We start from the raw sequence: 24,209 nt of genomic DNA, 5'->3' as shown, positions 1-24,209 counted from the left end.
ATTCCTGAACCGGCCGACTTACCTGAGCCGGATGACTTTGCCTGCGCAGACCCGGTCCTCACCGCCCGCGCGGTAGGACACTTCGGCCTCATCCCCAATATGGCTTTCGGCCGGGAGAAGCGCGAGGGCAAGAATAGTACCCGAGTCTGAGAGAGTCCATGTGGTGATGATCCCGCCTTCAGAGGAGTTCCCTCGGATCACGACTTCGGGCGCGGAGTCGAGTTTCGAGGCATCGTCATCCGACTGAATTTCGAGAAGTCCAAGGCGGCAGCGGATACCGGCGCGGTACCGGGCCTCGGTGAGGGCGCGGCCAATGAACATACGGGCTGGATCAGAGAAGTCGACTGACGAGCCAAGACCCACTTCAAGCGGAGAGGAGGATTCATCGAAATCACAGCCAAACGCCGGGAAGCAGATCGCTGTACGGGCAGCTTCCCAGACCTCTTCGCCGATCGGCGCTGCGCCAGCCGCGGCCAGTTTCTTCCAGAAAGCATCCAGCTTCGAAGCCTCACCCTGAATCAGGAAAATATCCTCAAAAGCACAGACCTGAACCCCGTCCTCTGGTTCCGTGAAGCTGCCCGCCTTCGGAACACTGCAGGACACCTTCTTCAGCGTGTCGGATGCAAGCGGACCGCCAAGCCAGAATACATGACGGTCTTCCGGCTGCTCCACTTCAGCCTCAAAAGACACCGAGACCTGCCTCGACCAGGCAAGTCCCGTGTCCGCCGTTTCCGGAAACAGCACGACATCCCAGTACCCGGTGTGGGCAATCACGGCCACTTCCTGCATGACACCGCCCGACGCGTTCAGCATCGAGGCGAGAAGGCAGTCGCCCGTGGCATGCTTCGCCACATCGGCCGTAATCAGACGGCGAAGCAGCTTCTCACCGTTCTCTCCCTCCGTACGGATCACCCGGGCCGCCCGGACATCCTTCAGGAAGGCACCGGTCAGAGCAGAATGCTTTTCAGCCGCCGTGTCTCCGTAGCTCAGAATGAGCTTCGGGGTATCCTCCGTCCATTCGATACCATCAAGGCCGGACGCTGCCGGCAGAAAGTCTTCGCTTTTCACCATCTCACTACTCTCCTGATTCTGTTTTTCACGCCCTTATGCCCGGGGAAGTGTCACGCCGTGCTGCTTCTGATACTTGCCGCCGCGGTCCGCGTAACTCACCTCGCAGGGCTCGTCGCTCTCAAAGAAAAGCACCTGTGCGCAGCCCTCTCCCGCATAGATCTTCGCGGGCAGCGGCGTGGTATTGGAAAACTCCAGCGTCACATAGCCCTCCCACTCGGGCTCAAACGGCGTTACGTTCACGATGATGCCGCATCGCGCATAGGTCGACTTCCCGAGGCACACCGTGAGCACATTCCGGGGAATCCGGAAGTACTCCACCGTGCGCGCGAGAGCAAACGAATTGGGAGGAATGATACAGACATCGGACTTCACATCAACAAAGGAAGCCGGATCAAAATCCTTCGGATCCACAATCGTCGAATTGATGTTGGTGAAGACCTTGAATTCATCAGCGCACCGGATGTCATAGCCGTAGGAGGATGTCCCGTAGGAAATGACTTTTTTATTGTCAACGTACCTGACCTGTCCTGGCTCAAAGGGCTCAATCATGCCGTGCTCTTCAGCCATCCTGCGGATCCATCGGTCGCTCTTGATCGTCATGCTGTTTCCTCCTTTTCCGGCTCCGGATCAGAGGCCGGAGCGCTCTTTTCACTGAACTGAATATTGTAGAGGTGAGCGTAAAGCCCGCCCTTAGCAAGAAGTTCCGAATGCGTACCGGATTCCACGAGACGCCCGGACTCCATCGCCACAATCCGGTCCGCATTCTGAATCGTGGAGAGGCGGTGCGCCACAATAAAGACCGTCCGCCCCTTCATCAGATGAGCGAGTGACGCCTCAATGTACTTCTCGCTTTCTGTATCCAGAGCGCTCGTCGCTTCATCCAGAAGGAGAATCGGCGCGTTCTTCAGGATCGCGCGGGCAATCGAAATTCGCTGACGCTGCCCGCCGGAAAGCTTGGATCCGGATTCACCGACCTTTGTCTGAAGACCATCCGGAAGAGATTCTATGAGAGAGGTGAGGCTGGCTGCGTCCGCCGCGCGCCGGATCTCTTCCTCTGTCGCTCCCGGGGCTCCGTACGCGATATTCGCGGCGATCGTGTCGTTGAAAATCACGACCTCCTGGCTCACAAGCGCGATCTGATCGCGCAGCGACCGGAGTGAAATCTCGCTCTGCTCCAGCCCGTCATAAAGAATCTTTCCCTCAGTCGGATGCCAGAACGCCGGAATCAGGTGAATGACAGAAGACTTGCCGGCGCCCGAGGGCCCGACGAGTGCGATTCTTTCCCCGGGCTTCACGGAAAGCGAGAAATCCGTAAGCGCATTTTCCTTCGCTCCCTCATAGCGGAGCGAAACGTGTGAAAACTCAATCCGGCCTGTGCTTTTCAGCTCTTTCTTTCCGCCTTCATCCTCAAGCGGCTCGCCCAGCAGCGCGTAGATACTGTCAGCCGCGGCGCCCATCTTGGCGATCGAGCCATTAAGCCCCGAGAGATGGCGAATTGAAGGCATCAGGAGCAGAAGCGCCGAGAGGTAAGTCGTGAACTGTCCCATTGTGAGGAGCCCCTTCTGGGCCTGAACCAGAGCCACAACAAGCACCACAGACACTGCGCTCATCGTGACAAGCTGCGTCAGCGGAGTCCCCGCGCCAGCCACCTTCTGCTGCGCCATATTGAGACGTTTGAACTCTTCGCTGATCCTGGCAAAGTTATCGGCTTCCCGTTCCTGGGCACCGTAGATCTTCACCATGCGGTGGGCATCAATCATCTGGAAGAGACCGGAGGACATCGACCCCATCGTCTCCTGCATCATCTTCGTGAACTGCCGCATACGGCGGCTCACCCAGCGAAGGATGATCGCAATGAAAGGCGCAAGAAGCAGCGTTACGGCCGTGAGCCGCCAGTCCTGCCAGATAAGCACGGCGAGGAGCGCCACAATCTGCAGCACATCGCGAATGATCAGTGTGAGGAGACTGGACGCGCCGGAAAGCGCGTTTGACGCTTCATAAAGAAACTTCGATACGATCTCACCGGTTGAATACTTCTGATAGACGGACTCCGGCCAGTAAAGGACGTTCCTCATCATCTGGGTTCTGAGATCCACCATCACGGACTGCGAGACCTCCTGCAGCCAGTAGCTGCTGAGGAATGTTGAGCCGCCGTGAAGCACGGTGATACCCAGCAGCGCAACCGGCGCCCAGAGAAGCACGTAAGGATTATGTTCATAAAATCCCATATCCGTCAGTTTCCCGAGCAGCATCGCGATCAGAGAAGAAGATCCGGCGGTCACCGCAAGCGCGATAACGGCGTAGATGATCCACTTCTTATAAGGGCGGAGCATCTTCAGCAGACGGACGATATTGGGATCAGCAAGAGACCAGCGCTTCTTCGCGCGGCCGGGAGAGGCGGATTTCATCTCTGTCATCTTTTATCAGTAGGTTTCACACTGCCGCTATCATATCCGCTAAGGGCATCTCATCAGAAGATGCCTCATCTCTCAGTCCAACTCAACCGTAAATAATCATGTCCAAGACTGTTCTATGCCGGCTCCCCAATCATGTTGGCGACTGCATGATGACCCTTCCCGCTCTTCAGCTTCTCGCTGACAGCGGCTTTACTCCCTCGCTCATCGGGAAAAGGTTTGCTGAAGACCTCATGGCGGGTATGGGGTGGCGGTATGACCCGATCGAAGGACAGGTACTGAAGGATCTGGGGCGGGTGAAGGAAATTGCCCAGAACACCGGGGACTCTCCCCGCGGCGTGCTTTTTCCGAATTCCTTCGGCTCCGCACTGCTCTTCAAGCTGGGCGGCATCCGCTCTGCCGGCTACCCGACAGACGGACGCGGCTTTCTTCTTGACGCCAGGCTCGCGGAGCCCGGTATCACGCATGAAGTCAACCGGTTCTTCACGGTAGCGCGCGAGGCGATCATCGCCTGGGGCGGCACACCGGCCCGCGAAAAACCCACGCCGCAGCTTGGGCTTAAGCTGCTGGCCCGCCATCGCGCCGGAGCCCGCAATATTCTCCGCGACAATCACATCACCGAGGATCAGAAGTTCGTGCTGCTTGCTCCTGTTGCCCGTGGACTCCATAAGGGACAGAAGAAGAGCTGGGATCACTTCGACAGCCTTGCGAAATATATTGAGGAACTCGGCTACCTGCCGCTTGCGCTCCCCTCCCCTCACGAAGTGGAGGAAGTCCGGGTAAGCTGTCCTTCCGCAAGAATTCTTGAGCCGACCACTCTCGGGAACTATGCCGCACTCTGTGAACGGGCCTCGCTCGTCATCGCGAACGACTCCGGCATCAGCCATGTGGCCGCGGGCGTCGGTGCCCGTCAGATCACCCTGATCGGCGTTACGGATCCGGCCCGCACCGGTCCCTGGAATCCCGCCGCAGTCACACTCGGCTCGGAAGGCCACTGGCCGACCGAAGAGGAAGTGAGAAACACCGTTCACCGAATCCTCACCGCCGAGGCTTAGTTTCTTCATCGCTTTATCCCGATATCCCCATGCAGCCAAAATTCGTTCATCTCCGTTTTCATTCCGAATATTCGATTACGGACGGTATCGTCCGGCTTAACCCCGCCATCAAGCAGATGAAGGAGTGGGGAGTCGGCGCATTCGGGCAGACGGACCTGATGAACATGTTCGGAAGCGTCCGTTTCTATGAGTCCTGCCACAAGGAGGGCATCAAGCCGATCCTTGGCTGTGACCTCTGGATCACGAACGAAGAGGATCCGGCTCACCCCTTCCGTCTCACGGTCTACTGCATGGATCATGACGGCTACCATTCACTCTGTGTGCTGCTCACGAGGGCCTGGCTTGAAAATCAGTGTCATGTAAAGGGCCGGGGCGAAGTGAAGGAATCCTGGCTCGCCGGAGAAGGGACGAAGGGGCTTATCGGTATTTCCGGCGGTCCCGAGGGCGAGATCCAGACACTGTTTCGTCGGGGAAAGACCGCTGAGGCTGAGGCCGCCGCGGAAAAGCTTTCTCATTTCTTCCCTGACCGCTTCTATCTTGATCTGCAGCGGGCCGGACGTCCGGGAGACGAAGCCGCGGTCCGGTTCCTTTGCAATGCGGCAGCGAAGCTGGAGCTCCCGGTTGTCGCGACGCACCCGGTTCAGTTCCAGAAGAAAGAAGATTTCATCGCGCATGAAGTCCGGGTCTGCATTGCAGAAGGCTATACGCTCGCCGATCCGAAGCGCCCGAAACGCTACACCGAGGATCAGTACCTCAAGTCGCCTGAAGAAATGATGTCGCTCTTCGCGGACATTCCGAGCGCGATTGAGAACACGGTTGAGATTGCCAAGCGCTGCAACGTCGACGGTATTTTGAGTAAGCCGCAGCTTCCGCTTTTTGAAACGCCGAAGGGCATGTCGCTCGATGATTACATCGATCATCTCGCGCATGACGGCCTTGAGGAAAGGCTCGAATTCCTTTACCCGGATGAAGCGAAGCGGAATGAGGAACGCCCGCGCTACCTCGAGCGGCTTGAGTACGAGCTCGGCATCATCAAGAAGATGAAGTTCCCGGGCTACTTCCTCATCGTGCAGGAGTTTATTAACTGGTCCAAGACCCACGGCGTTCCTGTGGGACCGGGCCGCGGCTCCGGCGCCGGCTCACTCGTCGCCTATTCGCTGCGGATCACGGATATGGATCCACTCCACTACAACCTCCTTTTCGAACGCTTCCTTAACCCGGAACGCGTGTCGATGCCTGACTTCGACGTGGACTTCTGCCAGTGGAACCGCGACAAAACCATTCAGCACGTGAAGGACAAGTACGGCGCGAGCGCTGTGAGCCAGATCGCGACCTTCGGCGCCATGGGCGCGAAGGCCGTTGTGCGTGACGTCGGCCGCGTACTCGGCATGCCTTACGGCAAGGTGGATGAACTCGCAAAGCTCATCCCGGCGCCTCCGGGGCAGGACGTTACGCTCGAACTTGCGAAGGAGATGGAGCCTGACTTCAAGAAGAAGATCGACGAGGACGAGCAGTATCAGGAGCTCATGCGCTACGCCGAACCGCTTGAAGGCATCACGCGAAACCTTGGCATGCACGCCGGCGGCGTGCTGATCGCTCCGGGGCCTCTCACCAACTTCTGCCCGCTCTATAACCAGGACGGTCAGCCGGAAAACACGATCAGCCAGTTCGATAAGCATGACGTTGAGAACGTTGGCCTCGTGAAGTTCGACTTCCTCGGCCTCACAACGCTCACGATTCTGAATAAGTGCGTCGAGTACATCAATAAGCTTCACCCGGATCAGTCCTTTGAGCTGAGGCGCATTCCGACCGATGACCCGGCCACGCTGAAACTGTTCCAGGACGGCGACACGACGGCAGTCTTCCAGTTTGAATCCCCCGGCATGCGACAGCTGCTGCGCCAGGCGCATCCGGACCGGATCGAAGATCTCGTGGCTTTGAACGCTCTTTACCGTCCGGGCCCGATGGAGATGATTCCGACCTACCTTGCCCGAAAGTCCGGCAAGGAACCTGTCACCTACCTCGACGACCGCATGGGCTCGGTGCTCGCAGAAACATACGGCATCATGGTGTATCAGGAACAGGTGATGCAGGTCGCGCAGGTGATCGGCGGCTACACGCTCGGCGGCGCTGACCTTCTCCGCCGCGCTATGGGTAAAAAGCTGAAGCAGGAAATGGTGCGTCACCGCGCCATCTTCGTCGCCGGCGCCGCGAAAAACGGCGTTTCGGAAAAGGTGGCTAACGAGATCTTCGACTTGATGGCGAAGTTCGCGGGCTACGGCTTCAATAAATCCCACGCTGTGGCGTACAGCTATGTCGCTTATCAGACCGCTTACCTGAAGGCTCACTATCCGGCCGAATTCATGGCGGCCAATATGTGTCTGATCCTTACGGATTCAGACAAGATCCGCACGTTTATTGATGACTGCAAGCTTCGGGGCATCAGCATCCTGCCGCCGGATATCAATCAGAGCGACTGGTTCTTCACCGCCCCTGACAGCAAGACAATCCGATACGGTCTCGGCGGTATCAAAGGAGTCGGCGAAGGCGTGATCCTCTCCCTGATGGCAGAGCGGAAGAAAAACGGCCCCTTTAAGGATCTCTTTGATCTCTGTGCCCGGATGAAGAAGCGGGACAGCGCGGGGCTTTCCCGCCGGGTACTCGAAGGTCTCATCAAAGCGGGGACCCTCGACACCATCGATCCGGACCGCGCAAAACAGTTCGGGAACCTGGATCAGGCTATGAAGGCTGCCGCGGATGCCGCGCTTTTCGCGGATCAGGGAAGTCTCTTCGGCGACGCGAGTGAACCCGAGCGGATCGTGAACTGGATACCGGTTACCCCCTGGAGCGAGCACGAAAAGCTGCTGCTCGAAAAGGAAGTGATCGGCTTCTGCCTTACGGGACACCTCTTTGGCGAATGCCGGGACGAAATCCGGAAATTCATACCGGAGACCATTCATCAGGTACTCTCCTCCGGCCGCCGTCCGGCGCCTGGCGCAAAGGAAAGCTACCGCTCGAAGGACACTATCCGGTTCTCCGGTGTTGTTGTTGATCTCCGGCAGGTGATCGGAAAACGCGGGCGCATGGGTATCGTGACGCTGGATGACGGAACCGGTTCAATCGAAGCGGTCTGCTACTCTGACGCCTGGGATCAGTACCGGGACATTTTCGTGAAGGATGAAATCGTCATCGTGACAGGACGCAGCCGCTGGGATGAAAAGAAGGAAACTACCTCCTTCTCCATCGACTCCGCGGAAAGCCTTCCGGGATTCCGCACCAGAAGACACGCTGCGCTTCATATTGATGTCAGCGAAGAGCCGGATCTCAAGGCGATCGCCAAGACCGTAGCGCCTTTTGAGAACAAAAAATACGGCTGCCAGCTGATTTTCTGCATTGACACCCGTGGCATGCACGGGCAGGTGGTTTCCCGCCGTCCCGCTTTCATCGATCCGCAGCAGGAAGTGATTGATCAGCTGCTTCACGTGTCAGGCGTCCGTAACGCGCATTTCGTTTATTCTTAAGCCTACCTGTCACACCTTTGCGAAGAGAGTTCTCATGCCTGAAGAATCGACCAGCCGGGAGCTTTTCCCCCTCAGCATCGTCATCCTGACGAAAAATGAAGAGGATCATCTCCAGGACTGCCTGGAAAGCTGCCAGTGGGCAGAAGACATTCTTGTCGTGGACTCGGGAAGCCGCGACCGAACGGTCGAGATTGCAAGATCCTTCGGGGCTTATGTGATCCATCAGGGCTGGATGGGATTCGGACCGCAGAGGCGTTTCGCCGTGTCTCAGGCCGCTCACTACTGGGTGCTCTGCATTGACGCGGATGAGCGGCTTTCCCCTGAGCTCTCCGCCTCTATTCAGTCCGCGCTTTCGGGCCGCAGCTCAGACGCCGCTCCGCACGTGTATGAATTTGCCCGAAAGACCTGGTTCCTCGGACGCTTTCTGAAGCACGGGGACGGATACCCGGACTGGCAGATCCGGCTTTTTGACCGGCGCCACGCGGTCTGGAATAACGAACCGGTTGAGGAAAAAGTGGAGACCGATATCAGACCGGTCCGGCTGAAGGGGGATCTTCTTCACTATCCGTCCAACAACCTGAGTGAATTCCTCCAGAAGAAGATCCGCTTCGCGTATCTCCGGGCCGGCTATCTCCATAAGATCGGTGACGATCACCACGGATTCAAGACGTTCTCCAGCCCGCTCTGCCGTTTCGTGAAGTTTTACTTTCTGAAGCTCGGTTTTCTCGACGGACTCCCGGGCTTCATCCACACCGCGTGCGGCTGTATCTACACCTTCATGAAGTACGCCCGGCTGGTGGAAATCCGTCTAAGCGGCCCTGGGAAAAAGAACTGAGAAAATCACGCCGGCAGATCCTGCCGGCATTTTTTTGAGGCAATAAAAAAGCGACCCGACAGGATCGCTTTTTTGGAATCTTGGTGCGCAGTACAGGGATTGAACCTGTGACCCCCGCCGTGTGAAGGCGATGCTCTACCGCTGAGCTAACTGCGCAATACAGAGGTTAATAATTTTACTTTTTTATTTTGGTTTGTCAAATTCTCATATTCCAAAGCCTTTACGCAGGCTTTGCCGGTGTCTCTTCCGGCGCCGGAGCGTTCGGATCAAACCGCCAGAGGCAGGTTCCCTTGCAGGCCTTGTCGATCTTATCCAGCTGCTCCTCATGCGCCGCGAGTTCACGGCTGTCAGCCCGAATCATGCGAAGGCTTTCCGGAGGGGGAAGCGGCATCAGCTTTTCAGCCGATTCACGGCCGGAGGCTTCCATGAGGAGATTCCCCTGACCCCGGGTGAGTGCGAAGTAGACCTCCGCGAGCAGCCATGAGTCAAGCAGTGCGCCATGCAGCGTACGGGACGAATTATCAATTCCATAGCGGGCACAGAGCGCGTCGAGACTGTTTCTCTGCCCCGGATGCTTCTTTCTCGCAATCGCGAGCGTATCCGTGATTCTGCAGATGCTCTCAATCGGAGGGCGGCCAATCCTGGCGAGCTCCATATTGAGGAAGCCCACGTCGAACTCAGCGTTATGGATGATGAGCTCAGCCCCCCGGACAAAGTCGAGGAACTTATCCACGATTTCAGCGAACTTCGGCTCTCCGGCTAGACGCTCAGTCGTCAGGTTGTGGATCGCCACAACCTCTTCAGGAACCTCGCGCTCCGGATTGATGAGCGTGTGGTAGAGGAACCTGTCATCCAGCGTGAGACGCCGGCCGTCCAGCTCCACGCAGCCAATTTCTACCAGACGGTCACCGTTCTCCGGATCACGCCCTGTCGTTTCCGTATCCAGACAAATCTGTCTCACTTTCTGTTCCGCCTCTTCTCTTATTCGACCTCAGACGCCAGCCTCTCGAGCACACCCGGAGGTATCAATTTGCACTCGCTCCTCGCCCCCCTCACTACTTCAACGCCCCAGTTCGCGAGCTCGTCAGCCCGCTCATTGCCGGGCTCCCCCGCATGGCCTTTCACCCAGCGCCATTCGATCTCAAACTGATCCACCAGATCGCCAAGCTTCTTCCAGAGGCCGCTGTTCTTCACGGGCTTCCTTGCCGCGGTTTTCCACCCATGCCGTTTCCAGTTCGCCATCCACTGCTCAACGCCGTTCTTCACGTACTGGCTGTCAGTATGAATCACAATCGGGCACGGCTTCTTCAGGCAGGAAAGCGCCACAATGACCGCCGTAAGCTCCATGCGGTTATTCGTAGTCATAGCCTCACCGCCATAAAGATCCAATACATGGCGGCCATACACGAGATGCGCCCCCCAGCCTCCGGGGCCGGGATTCTGCTTGCAGGCTCCGTCCGTCCAGATTTCCAGGGTTTTGCTTACAGGGGATTGCATAGTCGTACGTTATCCATTAATTCAGTCATCAGAGCTTACGGGATTCGTCTCTCGAAGCGGATTCCGCCGCGAGCTGCGTCCCCGGCTTCCGAAGCGCACGGGCCGCGGCAAACGCCGTGCTCCCGATCAGACGGGGTCCGGCAATATGTTTGGTGGCGGAAAGCATCACAAGGCTGCCAAGAGCGGGCCACCAGCGGTCTCCCGCGAGATTCATCCACTCGAACCGATGAAGCCCTGCAGCGGTGCGGCTCGGCATCTGATAAGCGCCGAAATGCCCCCTGTCTACTTCGAAACCCAGCAGCGAAAGCCAGTCCTGCAGCCGTTTCAAAGCGATCGGACGGGCTGCGTCCGGCAGAAAGGGACCTCCAAGTCCGATCCACGACAGTCTCTGACGCAGACTCCAGAGCCCCGCGCGGTTAAAGGCTGTCAGGACAATGCGCCCTTCAGGGACAAGAATACGGGCTGCCTCTCGCAGCACCTTCTGAGCCGGGGCGTCAGTTTCCCAGAAATCGAGAGCATGCGGGAGGACCACTAAGTCCTGACTCTCAGAGGCCAGCGGAATTTCCGTAAAATCAGCCAGTATTCTGTTCAGAGGATCCTGGCTGGAAATGTTTTTCAGGTTCCGCGCTTCGGGAGGAATAATCTGAATATGTGTCGCGATCCGGTTTCCCCTGAGCAGATCAAGCTCCGGAAGACCGATCTGGACCGCACTGTAGCCGAACACGTCTCCCACGACACCGGCTGCCTGAGAAGACTCCCATTCACGCAGGAACCTTCCGGCCGGCGTTCCCATAAAATCAGGAATGCTCAGCTCTTTGCTCATTCTGGTTCTGTCCCTCAACGATTGACATTTTTACAAAAAGCCTTTCGGCCGCTGCGGCTTAACCTAAGAACATAGAGTACCATCGCATAGCTGCCCGCAGAGGCATCCAACACTCTTTTCACGCAACAAATGAAACTGCGACTGATCCCACTTTTTCTCATCGGCATTTACGCGACCGGCTCCTTGGCCGCCCCCGCAGCAGGCGTTCCTGCAGCAAGCGATAAGGCCCTGCCCGTCCTGGCATCGGTTCCCGGTACGCCTGCCGCAGCTGCCGCGCCCGCGCCTGCCGCTGACAGGATCACCGAAGTTATCACCGCGGAGCTGCCAGCGCCGAATATCGACGTCTGGACCCGCATCCGAAACGGCTTCAAGATTCCGACGCTGGAAAGCGCCCGGGTTGAAACCCAGGTTGCGGCGATCTCGCGGCACCCGGAAAGCTTTGCAAAGACCGCAACCCGCGCCGGTATGTATCTCTATCATATTGTGGGTCAGGTTGAAGCCCGAGGCATGCCGATGGAGCTCGCGCTTCTGCCATTCGTGGAAAGCTCCTTCCGCCCGAATGCCCTGTCATCGGCCAAAGCATCTGGTCTATGGCAGTTTATTCCGAGCACCGGCACGACCTATTCCCTGAACCAGAATCTCTGGAAGGATGAACGGCGTGACGTCGTGGAAAGCACCCGCGCGGCGCTGGACTATTTCCAGAAACTGTACGCGCAGTTCGGTGACTGGCAGCTTGCGCTGGCCGCCTATAACTGGGGCGAGGGCAACGTACAGAAGGCAATCGACCGGAATGCTCAGGCGGGACTGCCGACTGACTACTCGCATCTCCGCATGCCGCTTGAAACCGCGAACTACGTGCCCCGGCTCGAAGCGGTCAAGCGGATTATTCAGAACCCCTCGGCCTACGGCGTGACGCTTCCCGATATCGGCAGTGAACCCTACTTTGTGCAGGTCTTCCGCGACAAGGATATCGACGTGAAGACGGCTGCCCGTCTGGCCAATATGAAGCTGGACGACTTCAAGCTTCTCAACCCGAGCTTCAATAAGCCCGTCATTGTCGGTGCCCACAACACCGCCATGCTGATTCCCGCGGATAACCTCGACGAATTCATGGAGAATCTCGCCCTGTGGCGCTCGAACGGCAAGCGCGTGTCGGCCTGGAAGACGCACCGGTTTCAGAAGGGGGAAACCCTCGCGGATATCGCTCTCGGAACCGGCATGTCAGAGGAAGAGCTCCGAGAAGTCAACCGAATCCCGGGCAACCGTCAGGTGGCTGACAACTCACTCCTTCTCGTCCGGGCTGACGCCGAATCTCCACGCGAGGAAATCCAGGGCGGCAATGACTTCTTCCGTCTGGAGCCCGTACCTTCCGTTCCGAAGATCCGCTACCGCCAGATCCGGTACCGCGTGAGAAAGGGCGATACGCTTGAGGAAATCGCGGATCGTCTGAATGTCACCCCGCGCTCAATCATTGTCACAAACCGCCTGAGAAACTCCCGGCTGCGGCGCGGCATGACGCTTATCGTCACGGCACCGGTGATCCAGCGTGCCCCCGATATGGAACGGGTGAATTCGGAACGCATTATCTACCGCACCGCCCGCCGCTACCGCCTGAACGCCATGCCCCGCAAGGGCGCAAAGCAGTCCTCGCGCCGTACGGCCCGTTCCCGCAAGGCATCTTCCGCAAAATCCTCCTGCGCGAAGTCTTCCCCCCGAAAAACGGTCAGAAGAAAAAACGCTAGAAGTTTATCTAACTGATTTAGATTGCTAGAATAAGCAACTCTCTAAAATAAGCAATCGTGCTTCTGCTCCTGCCCAGCCGCGCCGCGGTGCGGCCCGGGGCGGATTTCCTATTTCATTAGAAACGAAGAAAAACACCATGGGATTTCTCAACGGCAAAAAAATTCTCATCACCGGAGTTCTGTCCAACCGTTCCATCGCGTACGGCATTGCGCAGGTCTGCCACCGCGAAGGTGCTGAACTCGCCTTCTCGTATGCTGGCGATCACGCTCGGGACCGCATCGGCAAGTTTGCTGAGGAATTCGGCAACGACTTCATTCTGCCGCTCGATGTCACGAAGAATGAACATATCGAAGGTGCTGTGAAGACCATCCAGGAAAAGTGGGGCGGTCTTGACGGCTTCGTTCATTCGATCGGCTACGCTCCCCGCGAAGCGATCACCGGTGATTTCCTGGAAGGCTTCTCCCGAGAAGCGTTCCTCACCGCCATGGATATCTCCGCTGGTTCCTATCCGCTCCTCGCCAAGGCCTTCCTTCCCCTGATGGAAGGCCGCCAGGCCTCCATCCTCGCGCTGACCTATCTCGGCAGCGAGCGCGTGATCCCGAACTACAACACGATGGGGCTCGCGAAGGCCGCTCTTGAAGCGTCCACCCGTTACCTGTCCGCCAGTCTTGGCCGCCGCGGCATCCGCGCGAACGCGATCTCCTCCGGTCCGGTGAAGACCCTGGCCGCATCCGGTATCAAGGATTTCGGCAAAATGCTTCATGAAGCCGAAGAGATGTCTCCTCTCGGCCGTACGAACACGACGGAAGAAGTGGGCAACGCAGCCGCGTTCCTTCTCTCGGATCTCGCAAGCGGTGTCTCCGGCAACGTGATGTACGTTGACTGCGGCATTCACAACATCATGGGCAATCCCAACGCGGCCTGATAGCCGCGCGGGGTCTCTGCCTTTTTTACCGTTCTTATCTGGCATGATGCGCTTGCAGTAATGCCAGATTTTTCTATCTCGAGCTGACATGTCCGTTTTCAAAACAGCAGCCATCTTTGCGAAAAGCTCTCCTGACCTCAAGGGGCCTCTGGAGGCGTTGGCAGCTCTGGTAACGCAGAGCGGCGTGTCACTGCTTGTGGACGAGACCGCATCTCAGATCCTTGATGATCCCGTCCGTTTCCCCCCGAACAGCGTTCAGACGATCGGCGAAAAAGCCGATGTCGCCATCGTGCTCGGCGGGGACGGGACAACTCTCGGGATCGGCCGGCGCCTCGCCCAGTACGACTGCCCGATTATCGGCATCAATGCCGGCCGGCTTGGCTTCATCACGGATGTTGTGCTTGAGGAAATGAGCCGCGTGATTCCCCTCATGCTGGAGGGGCATTACGTCCGTGATCCCCGGCCCATCATCGAGGGGTCCGTCCTCCATGAAGGCCGGGTCGTCTACCAGTCGAACGCGGTAAACGATATTGGCATCACGCACGGCAAAATCGGCGGCATGGTGGAGTACACGATCTACGTGAACGGCCTCCAGATGTCTTCCCAGCAAGCGGATGGCATCATCTACGCAACCACCACCGGGTCAACCGCCTATGCGCTTGCCGCGGGCGGTCCGATCCTCTACCCGTCGCTGAAGGGGGTGGTGCTCGTTCCTGTCGCACCGCACACGCTTTCCAACCGCCCGATCGTGCTGCCGTCTGACGCTCAGATTGATATCAAGCTTACTGAGGTCAAAGATGGCCAGGCCTATTTCGACATGCAGGAATTCATGCCGATGGAGGCCGGGGATGTGCTGCACATTCATGTCGGCCGCAACCATTTCACGCTGCTTCATCCGGCCGGGTATAACCACTTCGACCTTCTTCGCCGGAAGCTGAAGTGGAATCTGATGCCGACCAGCTCGCGCATCATCCGCTACCCTAGTGGTAACCTTTAGTACTCCACCGTCCTCCTACACCGGAGCCTGCTGTGCTACTCAGCCTTTCACTCACTGATTTCGTTATCGTTCCTGAGCTTACGATCAATCTTGAGGGCGGGTTTACAGCCCTTACAGGTGAGACCGGCGCAGGAAAATCCATCCTGATTGACGCCCTGCAGCTGCTGCTGGGCGCCCGGGCGGATACAGTCGTGATCCGTGAAGGCGCTAAGAAAACTGAGGTGAGTGGCATCTTTTCCCAGAACCGTTCAACCCGGCGATGGCTCACGGGTAACGGCTTTGAGCCAGATGATGATGAAATTCTGATGCGGCGCGTGCTTGATGCGAGCGGCCGCTCCAGAGCCTGGATCAATGGCTCTCCGGCCACGGTAAGCCAAATGAGAACGCTCGGGGAAAAACTCGTCGACATCCACGGTCAGCATGCCAACCAGTCTCTCCTGAAACCCGCTGAACAGCTGCGGCTTCTCGATGCCCACGGCGGACTCTTTGAGTCGCGGAAGAAAGTCCGCCGGCTCTACCAGGATTATCAGATCGCCGCTGACGCGCTTCAGAAGGCGAATGCCCGCGCCGCAAGCCTTCAGGACGAGCTTGAGAAGCTTGCCTGGATGAAAGAGGATCTGGACGCGCTCGCCCCTGAAAAGGGGGAGTGGGAACGAGTGTCTGAAGAGCACACAAAACTCTCCAACGCGTCGGAAATCATCAGCGGTATCAGCTCCGCCACCGCAGAGCTCGTTGATGACGATGTTTCGGCTCAGACACTTCTCGGCAACGCCTATCAGAAGATCATTTCCCTCAGCCGCTTCGACTCGAAGCTTGAGGATGCCGCGCAGCAGCTGAGCGATGCCTCCAGCATTGTGAATGACACGGCGAGCACGCTCCGGCAGTATCTGGACGGAAACGACCTCGACGAAGAAAGGCTTGCCGCTCTCGACAGCCGTCTCTCCGCCTACTATGACACCGCGCGGAAATTCCATGTCCGTCCGGAAGAACTGAAGAATCTCCACGACAAGGTGAATACCCAGATTTCGGAGATTCAGTCCGGGTTTGATACCGAAAGCCTGCGCCGCGCGGCGGCGGAGGCCAAAGCCGCCTTTATGTGCGAGGCGCAGGCGCTGAGCGCGAGCCGGAGAACCGCGGCCCAGAGTCTTTCGAAGCTTGTCACGGATGCCATGCAGAAGCTCTCCATGGAGGGAGGACGCCTCGAAGTCAGTCTCTCTCCTTCGGAACCCGGCCCGCATGGCCTTGAGCACTGTGATTTCCTGGTCGCCGGACACGAAGGTGTATCGCCCCGGGCTCTCACAAAAGTAGCCTCCGGCGGTGAGCTTTCCCGTATCAGTCTTGCCATTTCTGTCATCACCGCCCGGGCGACACCGGTCGAGACGATGATTTTCGACGAAATCGACGCCGGCATCGGCGGCGCTGTCGCGGAAGTGGTGGGACGTCTCCTGCAGCAGCTCGGTCACGACCGCCAGGTGCTCTGCGTGACTCATCAGCCGCAGGTTGCCAGCTGCGCCATCCATCACCTGCATGTTGAGAAAAAGACGGTCGACGGTAAGACTGTCAGCTCTCTCACGCAGCTTGACAGCAAAGGCCGTATCGAAGAAATTGCCCGCATGCTCGGCGGCATTCATATGACTCAGGCCACGCTCGATCACGCGAAGGAAATGCTTCGGCTTTCCTCGCCACAATCCCAGCAGTCCCGGGAAACGCATTAATTTAACTTATGCTTTCAACTTTCAGAAATTTCCTCCGGTCTCTCGACCGGTCGCCCCTCGCATGGCTGATTGCCATTGCAGGAGCGCTTATTTTTGCTCTGATGCTGCCCGCAGCGATGGGCCTCACCTACGGAGACCACACGCTTCGCGAGTTCTGGGACTGGAAGAACATCCTCTTCGTGATTCTCACGCTCTTCACACTGAGTCAGTGGAAAATCTCCCGCTGGTTCGTCGCGATCCCTCTGGTTCTCATCTTTGGCTGCTACCTCCCGGCCGGCATTCTGTACGGGAAGCCCAGCATTCTCGTCGCTATCGCTCTCATGCAGACAACACCGGCTGAAACCCGGGAATTCCTGATGAATACGCCGTGGCAGCTTTTTGCCGAGGCTATCGGTTTTATTTTTGCCGGACTTGCTGCTGTCCATTTCTTCGGTCAGGTGAAGATTCCAAGAAAGACTGGTTTCGTTACAGGGCTCGCCGCATGCGCGATTGCTTGGTTCATGTCTTACGGAAGCGGAAAGACCTACGAGCAGATCCAGACCGCGTCCTTCTTCCACAGCTTCGGAACCACTATGTGGTACTCAGCTGAGGAGCTCCGTGAAGAGGCAAACGCTCTGCCGCCATCCTGGCAAGTCACGTCAGCCGAGCCTCAGTACAAAACTTATGTCGTGATCATCGGAGAAAGCCAGCGCCGTGACTACGCGTCGGTCTATGGCTATCCGCTCGATACGACTCCCTATCTGAACCGCGCGGACGGCACTTTCTTTAGCAACTTCATTGCCCCGGGCGGCAATACCGGCATTTCGCTCCCGCGCCTGCTTTCCTACAACACGCCTGGCACCGACCGCTACAGCAAGGAAAACAACATCGTCACGCTCGCGAATACTGCGGGCTTCGACACTTGGTGGATATCGAATCAGGGGCGCGGCGGCGCCTTTGACAATCCGATTGCTCAGATCGGCGTCAGAAGTCATCACACGATCTGGCTTAAGGGGAACTACGCCGACGCCAACGTGGATGACGATATGCTGCTGCCTAAGATCCGAGCGGCGCTGAAGCAGGAATCGGGGAGCAATAAGCCCCGGGTTCTCTTCGTCCATCTGATGGGCTCTCATCCGACCTTCTGCACGCGGCTTTCCGGCCGTCCGGCCGCTTTTGATGTCGGAGACAGTGCGATGGACTGCTACCTCACGACGTACCGCATGATGGATTCCTTTGTCGAACGAACGGTGGATCTGCTGAAAACCAATGCCGGCGGATCCTGGTCTCTCGTATACTTCGCGGACCATGGCCTCTCCATGGAGAAGAAGCCCGGAACAGACTCAGGAAAAGAGCTTGAGCACGGTTACGACCATCGCCAGAACTACGAGGTGCCTTTCTTCAGGATCTCCTCTGACAGCCATGGACACCAGGTCAATCCGGCCTACCGGACCGGGTTCCGGATGCTTGAGGGGCTGGCTGACTGGATGGGAATCCGCGTCAGCAACGAAAACATCCGTCACTCACCTGAATTCTGGAGCGAAGGCAGCGATACGAAGATCCGTGTCTTCGGCGACAGGCAGTACAACGAACTCCCCGAAGACCCCGCAATCCGATTCAGAAGCAAGTAAAACAAGAGCCGGAGAGAAGAGATTCTCTCCGGCTCTTTGGCAATCCGCAGAATCGCTGGGGCTTAATCCGGCTTCCCCATACCCTCTTCGCGCTTCTTATTCCGTTCCGCTTCCTTCTTCTGGCACGCAGAACAAATACCGTAGAGCGACAGTGAATGACTCTCCAGTTTGAAGCCGAAGCGCTTGGCGATTTCGTTCTGACGCTCTTCAATCTCGCGATCGACGAATTCCTCAACGGCACCGCACTTCAGGCAGACCAGATGATCATGGTGGTAGCCATCATCCAGCTCAAAAGTGGCATAGTCTGTGTCAAAATGGTGACGAATCAGAATTCCCGCCGTTTCGAACTGCGTCAGCACGCGGTAAACAGTTGCAAGGCCGACATCCATGTCTTCAGCGAGCAGGGCCTTGTAAACGTCGTCCGCAGACATGTGCCGCTTTCCCTGAAGAGAAGCTTCCTGGAAAATTTCCAGAATCTTCATCCGGGGACCGGTTGCCTTCAGCCCCGCGTGCTTCAGCTCGGCAGACTGATTACGAGATGTGTCTTTCATATTCTCAAACCTAGGTACAAAGAAGCTTTTGCCTTTATGATACGAGTGTATCTGAAACAAGGCATTGCCATTTGATAAGTTGATTAAATAATGAGATTCCTGCAAAAACTAATGACGGGCTCAATGCTGGCAGCAGCCTGCCTGACTCTCAGCGGATGCCAGACGGTTTCGCGGGCATGGGACAGCGCAGCCAAATGGACGCCGACGTTCCTGCACCCTTACCGTCCTGATGTCTATCAGGGCAATCTTATAACCTCTGAAATGGTGGGTCAGCTGGAAAAGGGCATGTCGAAGGAGCAGGTTCAGTTCCTGCTCGGTCTGCCGCTTCTTCAGGATCGATTCCATACGGATCGCTGGAATTACGTCTACTACGTGAACCGCCGCAGCGGTGAAACCGAAACCCGTAAGCTCATTGTCTACTTCAATGCAGCGGGCCGCGTTGATCATTGGGAAGCGGACAAGATGCCGGATGAAACCGAAGCTGATCTGATGATCCTCGGTGATAAGAAGGCGCTGAAGAAGGCTGAAGAAGCCGAAGCGGCCAAGAAGGCTGCTCCGGCCGCAAGCACCGCGGCTTCCACGCCTGCCGCTTCAGCTCCTGCTGCTCAGACCAAAAAGGAATAGCCAATGATTAAAGTCGCTCTGTCTGGAATCAACGGTCGAATGGGTCAGATGCTTCTGAAGGCCGTACTCGCAGCTTCTGATATGGAACTTTCCGCAGCTCTCGGTCACAGCGGAAGCAGCGCGATCGGCAAGGATGCCGGCGTTCCCTCAGGGATTACGACCGGTGTTACGGTTACGGACGATATCGAATCACTTCGCGACTGCGATGTGCTGATTGATTTCTCGCGTCCTGAAGCCACTCTCTCCTATCTGCCGGTCTGCGCCGCGTCAGGCACCGCTGTTGTGATTGGTACCACGGGCTTCACCGCTGAAGAAAAGAAAATCCTTGAAGCAGCCTCGGAATCGGTTCCGGTGCTGCTCGCACCGAACACGTCTCTCGGCGTCAATGCGGTCTTCAAGCTGATTGAAGAGGCGGCTCGTCTCCTCTCAGACGTCGATGTCGAAATCTTCGAGATGCACCACCGCAACAAAGTGGATGCACCTTCCGGCACAGCGCTTGAAATGGGACGCCGTGTTGCCCAGGCCCGGGGCCAGAATTTCGACGAAGTTGCCGTTCTTTCCCGAGAAGGACACACGGGACCCCGAAAGAATGGGACAATTGGTTTTGCAGCATTGCGCGGCGGCGATGTCGTCGGCAAGCACACGGTGATCTTCGCCGGCACTGGTGAGCAGGTTGAAATCACCCATAACAGCACAACCCGCGAGGGCTACGCTCAGGGCGCTCTCACGGCTGCCCGGTTCCTGTCCACGAAGGACAAGGGGTACTACTCCATGTCCGATGTGCTCGGAGCCAGCCGCTGAGCCGATTAACGTTTCCGCTGCCGTATCTGCAACCGCAGACGACAGGATTACCTCTCTTTTCTTAGGCATCAGAAAATGCAAGAACAACTTGACGCACTTGACTCCATCATTTCCCAGCTGGTTCAGCGTGCTGACAACCTGCACAAGGAAAACGAGCAGCTGAAGCAGCAGCTTTCCGACACTCAGAACGAACTCAACGGAACGCGCGACGAGCTTAATCAGACCCGTCAGAAGCTGGAAGATACGGGCATCCGTATCGGCCTTCTGATTGAACAGCTGACGAAGGATACCAATATCGAACCGATCGAAGAGGAGCCGGTTTCTTCTGTTGCCTCTCCCGCGACTTTCGGCTGATATTTCCTGAAGACGGCAAACCGCTATGTCAGATCTTTCTCTGAATATCATGGATCGGGTCTTTCACTTCGGGGTCAAACCCGAAGATGAAGACCGGCTGCGCGCATGCGGCGAGGAGCTTGACCGCCAGATGCGTTCTATCAGAGAGTCTGGCCGCGTCCTCGGCTACGATCAGGTCGCAGTCATGGTTGCTCTGGATCTCATCTGGGGCCGCCTTGACTACGAGGATGCAGCAAAGCGCAGCAAAGCCATGGAAAATGAAGCAACCGCCCGCCTCTCGGAACTCCGGGAACAGTGTGAGGCCGCTGTGGCACGCATCGGAAACGACGAAATCCCTGCCGAAAAGCAGCCTCATCAACCCGAAGGTTGAGGCATAGAATAGAAGTCATCAAGCCTTTCCCCGCGGGTTCCGGAACCATGGGATCCAATGTTCCAGAACCAATGCACACTGTGCTAGGCCGCTGATCTCATTGGCCGATTGCGTTAACGAACACGCGTTTGTTCGAACCATTTCCGCCTTGGAGGCGACCGCCCTGAACCCTCGGTTCAGGATACGTATCCCACCGGGATCTGCGGGGATCCAATCAAAAGGGCCGAAGCATCGGATGCTTCGGCCCTTTCCTTTTTTCCAGAGTTTTCCAGTCCGTCAGCGGCGTACCCGGTATGCCCGGGCAATCAGGAAGATACCGAGAAGAATCAGCGGCAGAGACAGCCACTGCCCCTGAGACAGTCCAAGCGCCCGAAGACCAAGGAAGGAATCCGGTTCACGGACAAACTCCACGCAGAAACGGATGATGCCATAGCCAAGACAGAAGAGTCCTGTCACGGCGCCTTCCGGCTTCTGGCGACGGGAAAAGAGCCACATTACGCAGAAGAGCACGATGCCTTCAAGACCGGCTTCGTAAAGCTGGGATGGATGGCGGGGCTGCATCGTTCCGGACTCCGGGAAAATCATGGCGAACGGGAAGTCAGGCGTTGTCACCCGTCCCCAAAGCTCCCCATTAATGAAATTACCGATACGACCGAAGAAAAGTCCCACCGGCACCAGCGGCGTCACGAAGTCCGCGGTCTTCAGAAGGCCGACGCCATGCGAGTGCTTAAAGTACAGCATTGCGAGCAGGCAGCCGATCATACCGCCATGAACGCTCATGCCGCCCTGCCATATCGCGAAGATTTCGAGCGGGTGCTGGATAAAGTAGGACGGCTGATAAAGGAAGCAGTATCCAATTCGGCCGCCCAGCACGACACCCAGAATGCCGTAGAAGAGGAGATCCTCAAGCGCATCCTCTCCAGACATACCGCGCCACTTCTCTTTCTCCCGAATCCGGCCGAGAAGATAGAAAAACGCGAAACCGACCAGGTACATGAGCCCGTACCAATGAACGGACAGAGGTCCTACGGAAAAAGCGATCGGATTGAACTGAGGATGCACCCACATGAAAGTTATCCAGAAAAAAAGAGGAACTGCCCATTCTAAATAAAAAGACGCAGAGTCATTTCTGACTCTGCGTCCCGTGTTTTGTGACTTTTTGTGACGCGTCCCAGAGTTAGCTGAGAACCGCGCCCTTCATGCCGGAGCTCACAAGCTTCGCATAGCGGACCAGGCAGCCCGTTGTGATCTTCGGCTTCCGCGGCTTCCACTCAGCCTTGCGGCGGGCAAGTTCTTCATCAGAGACGAGCACATTCAGCGTGTTGCCATTGATGTCAATCGCGATCTGATCGCCTTCATGAACGAGGGCGATCGGACCGCCTTCGGCGGCCTCAGGAGACACGTGACCGATCGAAGCGCCGCGGCTCGCACCGGAGAAGCGGCCGTCAGTGATCAGAGCCACTGTGCTGCCGAGCCCCGCTCCGATAATAGCGGAGGTCGGATTCAGCATCTCACGCATGCCAGGACCGCCCTTCGGGCCTTCGTAGCGGATCACCACGACATCGCCCGGATTGATCTTGCCGCCGTAAATAGCCGCAATGGCATCATCCTCACAGTCGAAGACACGGGCAGGCCCCTGATGAACCATCATCGCCGGGTCAACCGCGGAGCGCTTCACAACGGAGCCATCCGGGGCGAGATTGCCCTTCAGAACAGCAATGCCGCCTTCCTTCATGAAGGGGTTCGTGACAGGACGGATCACCTCATTATTCAGGACTTCATGCCCCTTGATGTTTTCGCCGACCGTCTTTCCGGTCACCGTCATGCAGTCAAGGTTCAGATGGCCGAGCTTTGCGAGCTCATGCATGACAGCAGGAATGCCGCCCGCGCGCTCCAGATCCATCATGGTGTCTTCGCCAGCCGGGGACAGATGGCAGAGATTCGGGGTGCGCTTGGAAATTTCGTTGGCTTCCGCGAGATCAATATCGATTCCGCATTCGTGGGCAATAGCCGGAAGGTGGAGCATCGAGTTGGTGGAGCAGCCAAGCGCCATGTCCAGCATCAGGGCATTTTCGAATGCCTTGCGGGTCATGATGTCGCGGGGAAGGACATTGTCGCGGACAAGATCCATGATGCGCATACCGGTCTTCTTCGCGAGGCGGATACGCTCGGACATGACTGCCGGAATCGTACCGTTTCCCGGAAGCGCAATACCGAGCACTTCCGTCATACAGTTCATCGAATTCGCGGTGAACATACCGGCACACGAACCGCAGGTCGGACAGGCTTCATTCACAAGACCGCCGAGTTCTTCCGCGGACATCTTCCCCGCGTGGAACGTACCGACCGCCTCAAAGACGGAAGAGACCGTAACCTTATGCCCCTTGAAGTAGCCGCCGAGCATCGGGCCGCCGGAAACAATAATCGTCGGAATGTTGATGCGGGCCGCTGCCATCATGAGACCCGGAACATTCTTATCGCAGGCCGCCACCATCACGAGACCGTCAAACGGATGGGCGATGGCCATGGATTCCGTAGAGTCCGCAATCAGCTCGCGGGAAACGAGAGAGTACTTCATACCCTCGTGGCCCATCGCGAGACCGTCGCATACAGCGATGGCCGGGAAGACGAGAGGCACACCGCCCGCAAGGGCAACGCCCTGCTTCACGGCATCCACAACATTGTCCAGGTTCATGTGCCCCGGAACGATATCGTTCTTCGAGCTGACGATGCCGATCAGCGGACGATCGATTTCTTCATCAGTCAGGCCGAGGGCCTTCATGAGTGCAAGCCTCGGAGCGGCGGAGGGGCCCTTGGTCATCTTGTCACTGCGCATATGTTTCTCCACTTTTTCTTTTTTGGCAGGCTGCCGGCCCACGGAAGAGTCGGTTCGTTAACGGTCATAAACCTGTCGTCTGCCAATTGTCATTTCTCAATTGTATATATTTTCCGACATTGTGAATGGCATAAAAAGGGTAAACACAAAAAAATATCCCGAATGCTGTAGGCACACGGGATTTCACGTTTTTCAGAAGAATCTCAGTCCATCAGATGTTTTCTTTTCCGGGTACTTCCTTCCCGTTTCCAAAGAAAGAAGCTGATATAAAACGGCACAGGGATGAGATTTATGCGTCTGCTCAATGAACTGTCCAGGCAACAAAAAACCCGCACTGCAGTAATCAGTACGGGTCAATTTAATGGTGCCGGTGAAGAGAGTCGAACTCCCGACCTTCGCATTACGAATGCGCTGCTCTACCAACTGAGCTACACCGGCAACCAGGCCAAACCGACAACTCGGCTTCG

General features: G+C 57.1%; 21 protein-coding genes and 2 tRNA genes. 12 read left to right on the top strand and 11 right to left on the bottom strand.

The window, feature by feature from the left end; translation table 11 throughout:
* Nucleotides 1-18 precede the first annotated feature (18 nt).
* Genes BN1936_RS03605 through msbA form a run of 3 tightly spaced genes read right to left on the bottom strand, consistent with a single transcriptional unit; the run spans nucleotide 19 to nucleotide 3,488 of the window.
* On the bottom strand, nucleotides 19-1,071 hold the full coding sequence (locus BN1936_RS03605; protein WP_022443168.1) for an aminomethyltransferase family protein: 1,053 nt from the start codon (nucleotides 1,069-1,071) through the stop codon (nucleotides 19-21).
* 33 nt (nucleotides 1,072-1,104) lie between these two features.
* On the bottom strand, nucleotides 1,105-1,671 hold the full coding sequence (gene dcd, locus BN1936_RS03600) for a dCTP deaminase (RefSeq protein WP_022443169.1): 567 nt from the start codon (nucleotides 1,669-1,671) through the stop codon (nucleotides 1,105-1,107).
* A complete protein-coding gene (gene msbA / locus BN1936_RS03595) occupies nucleotides 1,668-3,488 on the bottom strand; it encodes a lipid A export permease/ATP-binding protein MsbA (RefSeq protein ID WP_022443170.1) in 1,821 nt (606 codons plus the stop codon). Before msbA ends, dcd begins: the two co-directional genes overlap by 4 nt.
* Before the next feature lie 98 nt (nucleotides 3,489-3,586).
* On the opposite strand from msbA, the gene BN1936_RS03590 reads away from it, so the two are divergent.
* The 3 genes from BN1936_RS03590 to BN1936_RS03580 are packed head-to-tail and all read left to right on the top strand — an operon-like array spanning nucleotide 3,587 to nucleotide 8,896.
* The gene (locus BN1936_RS03590; RefSeq protein ID WP_022443171.1) at nucleotides 3,587-4,540 is read left to right on the top strand and encodes a glycosyltransferase family 9 protein; all 954 of its coding nucleotides are present in this window, start codon (nucleotides 3,587-3,589) and stop codon (nucleotides 4,538-4,540) included.
* Between the two features lie 29 nt (nucleotides 4,541-4,569).
* Nucleotides 4,570-8,061: a DNA polymerase III subunit alpha gene (gene dnaE / locus BN1936_RS03585; RefSeq protein ID WP_022443172.1), complete on the top strand. Its 3,492-nt coding sequence runs from the start codon at nucleotides 4,570-4,572 to the stop codon at nucleotides 8,059-8,061.
* A 34-nt stretch (nucleotides 8,062-8,095) separates the two neighbouring features.
* The gene (locus BN1936_RS03580) at nucleotides 8,096-8,896 is read left to right on the top strand and encodes a glycosyltransferase family 2 protein (RefSeq protein ID WP_049686632.1); all 801 of its coding nucleotides are present in this window, start codon (nucleotides 8,096-8,098) and stop codon (nucleotides 8,894-8,896) included.
* Nucleotides 8,897-8,977: 81 nt separating this feature from the next.
* Here the strand turns inward: BN1936_RS03580 and BN1936_RS03575 are convergent.
* From BN1936_RS03575 to BN1936_RS03560, 4 genes are all read right to left on the bottom strand, one after another.
* Nucleotides 8,978-9,052, bottom strand: a tRNA-Val gene (locus BN1936_RS03575).
* A gap of 64 nt (nucleotides 9,053-9,116) precedes the next feature.
* On the bottom strand, nucleotides 9,117-9,857 hold the full coding sequence (dnaQ, locus tag BN1936_RS03570; RefSeq protein WP_022443174.1) for a DNA polymerase III subunit epsilon: 741 nt from the start codon (nucleotides 9,855-9,857) through the stop codon (nucleotides 9,117-9,119).
* 20 nt (nucleotides 9,858-9,877) lie between these two features.
* The gene (gene rnhA / locus BN1936_RS03565; protein WP_022443175.1) at nucleotides 9,878-10,393 is read right to left on the bottom strand and encodes a ribonuclease HI; all 516 of its coding nucleotides are present in this window, start codon (nucleotides 10,391-10,393) and stop codon (nucleotides 9,878-9,880) included.
* A 28-nt stretch (nucleotides 10,394-10,421) separates the two neighbouring features.
* Nucleotides 10,422-11,216: a class I SAM-dependent methyltransferase gene (locus tag BN1936_RS03560; RefSeq protein ID WP_022443176.1), complete on the bottom strand. Its 795-nt coding sequence runs from the start codon at nucleotides 11,214-11,216 to the stop codon at nucleotides 10,422-10,424.
* 129 nt (nucleotides 11,217-11,345) lie between these two features.
* Between BN1936_RS03560 and BN1936_RS03555 the strand changes: the two genes are divergently transcribed.
* From BN1936_RS03555 to BN1936_RS03535, 5 genes are all read left to right on the top strand, one after another.
* Nucleotides 11,346-12,974 carry a transglycosylase SLT domain-containing protein gene (locus BN1936_RS03555; protein ID WP_053101794.1) on the top strand — a complete coding sequence of 543 codons (1,629 nt, stop codon included), beginning with the start codon at nucleotides 11,346-11,348 and terminating at the stop codon, nucleotides 12,972-12,974.
* Between the two features lie 121 nt (nucleotides 12,975-13,095).
* Entirely contained in the window at nucleotides 13,096-13,884 is a 789-nt protein-coding gene (locus BN1936_RS03550) for an enoyl-ACP reductase FabI (RefSeq protein WP_022443178.1), read from the top strand.
* Nucleotides 13,885-13,972: 88 nt separating this feature from the next.
* On the top strand, nucleotides 13,973-14,881 hold the full coding sequence (locus BN1936_RS03545) for an NAD(+)/NADH kinase (RefSeq protein WP_022443179.1): 909 nt from the start codon (nucleotides 13,973-13,975) through the stop codon (nucleotides 14,879-14,881).
* 32 nt (nucleotides 14,882-14,913) lie between these two features.
* Entirely contained in the window at nucleotides 14,914-16,596 is a 1,683-nt protein-coding gene (recN, locus tag BN1936_RS03540; RefSeq protein WP_022443180.1) for a DNA repair protein RecN, read from the top strand.
* 8 nt (nucleotides 16,597-16,604) lie between these two features.
* Complete coding sequence (locus BN1936_RS03535) at nucleotides 16,605-18,206, top strand: phosphoethanolamine transferase (RefSeq protein ID WP_022443181.1); 1,602 nt, start codon at nucleotides 16,605-16,607, stop codon at nucleotides 18,204-18,206.
* Nucleotides 18,207-18,268: 62 nt separating this feature from the next.
* Here BN1936_RS03535 and fur read toward each other — a convergent pair whose 3' ends face one another.
* Nucleotides 18,269-18,757, bottom strand: a complete 489-nt coding sequence (fur, locus tag BN1936_RS03530; protein WP_022443182.1) for a ferric iron uptake transcriptional regulator — start codon at nucleotides 18,755-18,757, stop codon at nucleotides 18,269-18,271.
* Nucleotides 18,758-18,868: 111 nt separating this feature from the next.
* Between fur and BN1936_RS03525 the strand changes: the two genes are divergently transcribed.
* The 4 genes from BN1936_RS03525 to BN1936_RS03510 all read left to right on the top strand — a co-directional run bounded on the left by BN1936_RS03525 (nucleotide 18,869) and on the right by BN1936_RS03510 (nucleotide 20,906).
* A complete protein-coding gene (locus BN1936_RS03525) occupies nucleotides 18,869-19,381 on the top strand; it encodes an outer membrane protein assembly factor BamE (protein ID WP_022443183.1) in 513 nt (170 codons plus the stop codon).
* A 6-nt stretch (nucleotides 19,382-19,387) separates the two neighbouring features.
* Nucleotides 19,388-20,182 (top strand): 4-hydroxy-tetrahydrodipicolinate reductase, encoded by a 795-nt coding sequence (gene dapB / locus BN1936_RS03520; RefSeq protein WP_049686696.1) that lies wholly within the window; start codon nucleotides 19,388-19,390, stop codon nucleotides 20,180-20,182.
* A 75-nt stretch (nucleotides 20,183-20,257) separates the two neighbouring features.
* Nucleotides 20,258-20,536 (top strand): hypothetical protein, encoded by a 279-nt coding sequence (locus BN1936_RS03515; protein ID WP_022443185.1) that lies wholly within the window; start codon nucleotides 20,258-20,260, stop codon nucleotides 20,534-20,536.
* Nucleotides 20,537-20,561: 25 nt separating this feature from the next.
* The gene (locus tag BN1936_RS03510) at nucleotides 20,562-20,906 is read left to right on the top strand and encodes a cell division protein ZapA (RefSeq protein ID WP_022443186.1); all 345 of its coding nucleotides are present in this window, start codon (nucleotides 20,562-20,564) and stop codon (nucleotides 20,904-20,906) included.
* Between the two features lie 276 nt (nucleotides 20,907-21,182).
* Here the strand turns inward: BN1936_RS03510 and lgt are convergent, their stop codons facing one another.
* The 3 genes from lgt to BN1936_RS03495 form a co-directional block, all read right to left on the bottom strand.
* Nucleotides 21,183-21,974 (bottom strand): prolipoprotein diacylglyceryl transferase, encoded by a 792-nt coding sequence (gene lgt, locus BN1936_RS03505; protein ID WP_022443187.1) that lies wholly within the window; start codon nucleotides 21,972-21,974, stop codon nucleotides 21,183-21,185.
* A 109-nt stretch (nucleotides 21,975-22,083) separates the two neighbouring features.
* Nucleotides 22,084-23,742 carry a dihydroxy-acid dehydratase gene (gene ilvD / locus BN1936_RS03500; RefSeq protein WP_022443188.1) on the bottom strand — a complete coding sequence of 553 codons (1,659 nt, stop codon included), beginning with the start codon at nucleotides 23,740-23,742 and terminating at the stop codon, nucleotides 22,084-22,086.
* 362 nt (nucleotides 23,743-24,104) lie between these two features.
* Nucleotides 24,105-24,180: transfer RNA gene (locus tag BN1936_RS03495), tRNA-Thr, on the bottom strand.
* Nucleotides 24,181-24,209: the final 29 nt, after the last annotated feature.

Source organism: Dakarella massiliensis (assembly GCF_001182045.1).
GTDB lineage: Bacteria > Pseudomonadota > Gammaproteobacteria > Burkholderiales > Burkholderiaceae_F > Mesosutterella > Mesosutterella massiliensis.
The sequence above is the reverse complement of the archived record's forward strand: the minus strand, read 5'-3'. Positions and strand labels throughout refer to the sequence as shown.

Bases quoted from the DNA above. Each gene is read 5' to 3' on its own strand.
- rnhA (WP_022443175.1), bottom strand. From the start codon at position 10,393: ATGCAATCCCCTGTAAGCAAAACCCTGGAAATCTGGACGGACGGAGCC.
- lgt (WP_022443187.1), bottom strand. From the start codon at position 21,974: ATGTGGGTGCATCCTCAGTTCAATCCGATCGCTTTTTCCGTAGGACCT.
- dnaE (WP_022443172.1), top strand. From the start codon at position 4,570: ATGCAGCCAAAATTCGTTCATCTCCGTTTTCATTCCGAATATTCGATT.
- BN1936_RS03580 (WP_049686632.1), top strand. From the start codon at position 8,096: ATGCCTGAAGAATCGACCAGCCGGGAGCTTTTCCCCCTCAGCATCGTC.
- BN1936_RS03605 (WP_022443168.1), bottom strand. From the start codon at position 1,071: ATGGTGAAAAGCGAAGACTTTCTGCCGGCAGCGTCCGGCCTTGATGGT.
- BN1936_RS03550 (WP_022443178.1), top strand. From the start codon at position 13,096: ATGGGATTTCTCAACGGCAAAAAAATTCTCATCACCGGAGTTCTGTCC.
- fur (WP_022443182.1), bottom strand. From the start codon at position 18,757: ATGAAAGACACATCTCGTAATCAGTCTGCCGAGCTGAAGCACGCGGGG.
- BN1936_RS03590 (WP_022443171.1), top strand. From the start codon at position 3,587: ATGTCCAAGACTGTTCTATGCCGGCTCCCCAATCATGTTGGCGACTGC.
- BN1936_RS03515 (WP_022443185.1), top strand. From the start codon at position 20,258: ATGCAAGAACAACTTGACGCACTTGACTCCATCATTTCCCAGCTGGTT.
- BN1936_RS03560 (WP_022443176.1), bottom strand. From the start codon at position 11,216: ATGAGCAAAGAGCTGAGCATTCCTGATTTTATGGGAACGCCGGCCGGA.
- BN1936_RS03535 (WP_022443181.1), top strand. From the start codon at position 16,605: ATGCTTTCAACTTTCAGAAATTTCCTCCGGTCTCTCGACCGGTCGCCC.
- ilvD (WP_022443188.1), bottom strand. From the start codon at position 23,742: ATGCGCAGTGACAAGATGACCAAGGGCCCCTCCGCCGCTCCGAGGCTT.
- BN1936_RS03510 (WP_022443186.1), top strand. From the start codon at position 20,562: ATGTCAGATCTTTCTCTGAATATCATGGATCGGGTCTTTCACTTCGGG.
- BN1936_RS03555 (WP_053101794.1), top strand. From the start codon at position 11,346: ATGAAACTGCGACTGATCCCACTTTTTCTCATCGGCATTTACGCGACC.
- msbA (WP_022443170.1), bottom strand. From the start codon at position 3,488: ATGACAGAGATGAAATCCGCCTCTCCCGGCCGCGCGAAGAAGCGCTGG.
- BN1936_RS03525 (WP_022443183.1), top strand. From the start codon at position 18,869: ATGACGGGCTCAATGCTGGCAGCAGCCTGCCTGACTCTCAGCGGATGC.
- BN1936_RS03545 (WP_022443179.1), top strand. From the start codon at position 13,973: ATGTCCGTTTTCAAAACAGCAGCCATCTTTGCGAAAAGCTCTCCTGAC.
- dcd (WP_022443169.1), bottom strand. From the start codon at position 1,671: ATGACGATCAAGAGCGACCGATGGATCCGCAGGATGGCTGAAGAGCAC.